This is a genomic window from Henriciella sp. (assembly GCF_049649345.1).
In the GTDB taxonomy this organism is placed as follows: domain Bacteria; phylum Pseudomonadota; class Alphaproteobacteria; order Caulobacterales; family Hyphomonadaceae; genus Henriciella.
In genome coordinates this window covers 1-3,429 of record NZ_JBARZC010000271.1, presented here as the reverse complement: position 1 = coordinate 3,429, position 3,429 = coordinate 1, and the positions used below count along the sequence as shown (strand labels likewise).

Here is a 3,429-nt window from a genome sequence, read left to right as displayed (position 1 = left end):
GTGTCTCTCAACTGAAGCTTATCTGTATAAGGGATAGCAATGCGGCGCGCGTTTATATTCATGTGTGTGTCAGGTCTGCTGGCGGGCTGTAGCGAGCCCCAAACTGACAGGGAGCGGCTCGCGGAGGCCTGCTTCATGGACCAGATGGGCACGCGCGAAGACTGCGACTGCATGGCCAAGGAGGCGGAAGCCCTGCTGGGCGAGACGCTGTTTTCCGATTTCGTCACGCTCAACACAAGCAGCGCCGAGAGTACAAGCGAGGAGGTGACCGCCGCCAAGCTCCGCTACCAGCATCTCAGCCCCGCCGAGCAAGGCAAAGTGGCCACTTTCCAGAAAGAGGCCATCGAAGTCTGCGGACTGAGACGCTAGAGGCGTTAGCGCGGTGCCATCACCATGGTCATCTGGCGGCCTTCGAGTTTCGGCTCGAGCTCGACCTTGGCGACCTCGTCAAACTCTTCCTTGACCTTCTGGAGCAGTTCCATGCCGAGATGCTGGTGCGCCATTTCGCGGCCGCGGAAGCGGAGCGTGACTTTCACCTTGTCGCCATCCTCGAAGAAGCGGCTCATCGAGCGTGTCTTCACCTCATAGTCATGGGTGTCGATGTTCGGCCGCATCTTGATTTCCTTGAGCTCAGCAGACTTCTGCTTCTTCTTGGCGGCGGCCTTCTTCTTCTGCTCTTCGTAGCGAAGCTTGCCATAGTCGACGATCTTGCAGACCGGGGTATCCTGGTTCGGGGACACTTCGACAAGGTCGAGGCCCGCTTCCTGGGCGGCCTCAAGGGCAGCCATCAGCGGCATCACACCTTGTTTTTCACCCTGTTCATCAATCAGCAGAACCTTGTCTGCCCGGATATCCCTGTTAATGCGCGGTCCTGTGTCTCGCTTCGACGGCGGGGCCGCATGAGGTCTACGTGCTATGGCTCTTCTCCTTTGTTAGCCTAAACGATGCGCCAATATGCCGATACTGGCTGAAATTTTCAAGATTGACCGCCAGTTGCGCGAACCGGAATACGGTCCAGCATCCGGACAGCCTGCCAGACATCCCGGACGCTCAGCTGATCGAGGGTCTCAGCTTCGCAGATGATGATCTGGCTGCCACGGGGAGCGGCCTTCTCAGGATCACTCTCACTTGTTGCAAAAAGCGCAACGCCCGGACAGCCGGAAAGTGCCGCCATATGCATGGGTCCGGTGTCGTTGCCAACCGCAAATTGCGCTTTTTCTGCAAGCGCCACGATCTGGAACAGGCTGGTGCGGGTCACAATATTGCGGCAGCGCGGCTCCATCCGGTTGATCTCGACGGCAAGTTCGGACTCGGACTTTCCGCCGATGATCACCGGTGTGACGCCTGCGTCGGCAACCTGCTTTGCAAGCCCGCCATAATTCTCGACAGGCCAGCGTTTTGCCGCCCTGTGCTCGGATGCGCCGGGAATGAACAGCGCAAACGGCCCCTGAACGCCAAAATAGTCCGGCGTCAGCGACGGCTTTTCGCCCTGTGAGCGGCGGACAAAGGACATGTCCGGCATCGGCGGCCAGCTGTCGCCGGGATCGGTTGGGGCAAGCCCAGCTATTTCAAGCTGCTCGCCGAAGCGGTCGATCGAATGCAGATCGCTTCTGTGCGGGGTATCATGCACAAAGGCGGCCCCTTCGGCATGGCCCGACCAGAGCGGCGGGTTCGAGAAAGGCAGGTTCAGCGCCTTGAAATAGTTCGCCGTGCGCCCGGATGTCTGAAGGTCATAGACGACATCATACTTCGCTGCCTTGAGACGCTTCAGAAGCTCGCGCGTCGCCTTGACGCCCTTGGGGCGGCCATCGGTCTCGATGTGCTGGAAAAAGCCTGTCGCCTTTGCCAGTTCCGCAAAGGGCGGCGTGGTCAGCAGGGTGAGGACGGCTTTGGGATGATGCCCGCGGATGGCGCGCATGGCTCCAAGCGCCAGGACGAAGTCGCCTAGCGCGCTCAGCTTGATGACGAGAACGCGTTTTGCGCCCGCGCCGGGATTTTTGGGTCCACCCAAATTTAATCGTCCTCATGCGTCTCCAACAGGCGCTTATAGACGCCAAGCGTCGCGGCTTGAAGCCCTCGCTTGGAAAAGCGCTCCACGACATGCTGGCGGCCGGCCTCTCCCATGCCCGCCCTGCCCTCTGCGCCGAGCTGAAGAATGGCGCGGATCGAGGCGGCAAGGTCTGCCGGATTGCCGGGCTCTGCGCGAGACCCTGTCGTACCTTCAATGACGATTTCCTTCTGCCCGCCATGGTCTGCAACAATGACCGGCTTGCCCATGGCAGAGGCCTCTGCTGCGACGCGGCCGAAGGCCTCGGGCCGCGTGGACGGCGCCAGGACGATATCGCTGACAGCATAGGCGGCCGGCATGTCCTCGCAATGGCCGACGATCCGGACAGAGCCGCCCAGGCCGGCTTCGATGATGCGGTCTTCCAGCGCCTCGACATAGGCAGAGCGGCCCTGCGCGTCGCCTGCGAGAATGAGGAGGAGTTTGACGCGCTCGGCGCCTGACAGGCTCGCCATGGCGTCTATGGCAACTTTCTGGCCTTTCCATTCGGTGAGCCGCCCCGGCAGGAGGAGGACGAGGCGTTTTTCGTCCGCGTCGATCTCCCAGGCCTTGCGGATCGCGTCCTTACGCTCGGCCGCGATGGCATTGATATCGAACTGGTCGAAATCGACCCCGCGCGGAATGGTGATGATCTTGTTCTTGGGCGTGTCATGGACGCTGCGGACATGGGCGGCGGTCCATTCGGAATTGGCGATGACGAGATCGCCCCGCGCCATGATCGAATTGTACTTCCGCTTGAGGCCGGAGACGCCTGAATAGGCACCATGATAAGTGGTCACGAAGGGCAGGCCGGCTTTCTGGGCCGCCCAATAGGCTGACCAGGCTGGCGCGCGCGAGCGGGCATGGATGAGATCGACCCCCTGCGCCTTTGCAAGCCGGGCAATCTTGGTGGCATTGGCCCTGAGGGTGATCGGGTTCTTGGAGCTGACATTAAGCTCGACATTCAGCCCGCCAAGACGCTCAAGCTCGGGCACCAGCCGGCCGCCTTCGCTAACGACAAGCGCCCGCCCGCCTGCCTCGAGAATCGCTTCAGCAACCTCGATCGTCGTGCGCTCAGCGCCGCCGGCATGCAGGTCCGGGATGACCTGAAGGATTGTCTTTCCGCTTAGTTCCGGCAGTTCGATCGCGTTCATGCGCATCATCGCTCTATATTTTAACGCCACAGCCACTGGATACTCCCAGCTATCTATTCGGCCTCCCCGCCTTGCGCATGGGCTTAGACCTATCCGTCTCCGCTGGCAAAGCCATAAGCTTGACTTCAACTGCAGACCATTGGAGGCCATTGCACGATGAGCACACTCCATTTCGATACACCGCATGGCACGCGCCTCGCCTATCGCAAGCGGAACGGCACATCCGGGCTG

General features: G+C 60.9%; 4 protein-coding genes. 1 reads left to right on the top strand and 3 read right to left on the bottom strand.

Annotated elements, in window-relative coordinates:
• The first annotated feature begins 135 nt into the window (after positions 1-135).
• A complete protein-coding gene (locus tag WA989_RS07170) occupies positions 136-369 on the top strand; it encodes a hypothetical protein (protein ID WP_424339819.1) in 234 nt (77 codons plus the stop codon).
• A 5-nt stretch (positions 370-374) separates the two neighbouring features.
• Here WA989_RS07170 and infC read toward each other — a convergent pair whose 3' ends face one another.
• Genes infC through WA989_RS07155 form a run of 3 tightly spaced genes read right to left on the bottom strand, consistent with a single transcriptional unit; the run spans position 375 to position 3,234 of the window.
• A complete protein-coding gene (gene infC, locus WA989_RS07165) occupies positions 375-917 on the bottom strand; it encodes a translation initiation factor IF-3 (RefSeq protein ID WP_424339820.1) in 543 nt (180 codons plus the stop codon).
• A gap of 59 nt (positions 918-976) precedes the next feature.
• The gene (locus tag WA989_RS07160; RefSeq protein WP_424339818.1) at positions 977-2,011 is read right to left on the bottom strand and encodes a glycosyltransferase family 9 protein; all 1,035 of its coding nucleotides are present in this window, start codon (positions 2,009-2,011) and stop codon (positions 977-979) included.
• Between the two features lie 2 nt (positions 2,012-2,013).
• Complete coding sequence (locus tag WA989_RS07155; protein ID WP_424339817.1) at positions 2,014-3,234, bottom strand: glycosyltransferase family 4 protein; 1,221 nt, start codon at positions 3,232-3,234, stop codon at positions 2,014-2,016.
• Between the last annotated feature and the right edge of the window lie 195 nt (positions 3,235-3,429).

Excerpts from the sequence above, each read along its gene's own strand:
- WA989_RS07170 (WP_424339819.1), top strand. The coding sequence starts at position 136 with ATGGACCAGATGGGCACGCGCGAAGACTGCGACTGCATGGCCAAGGAG.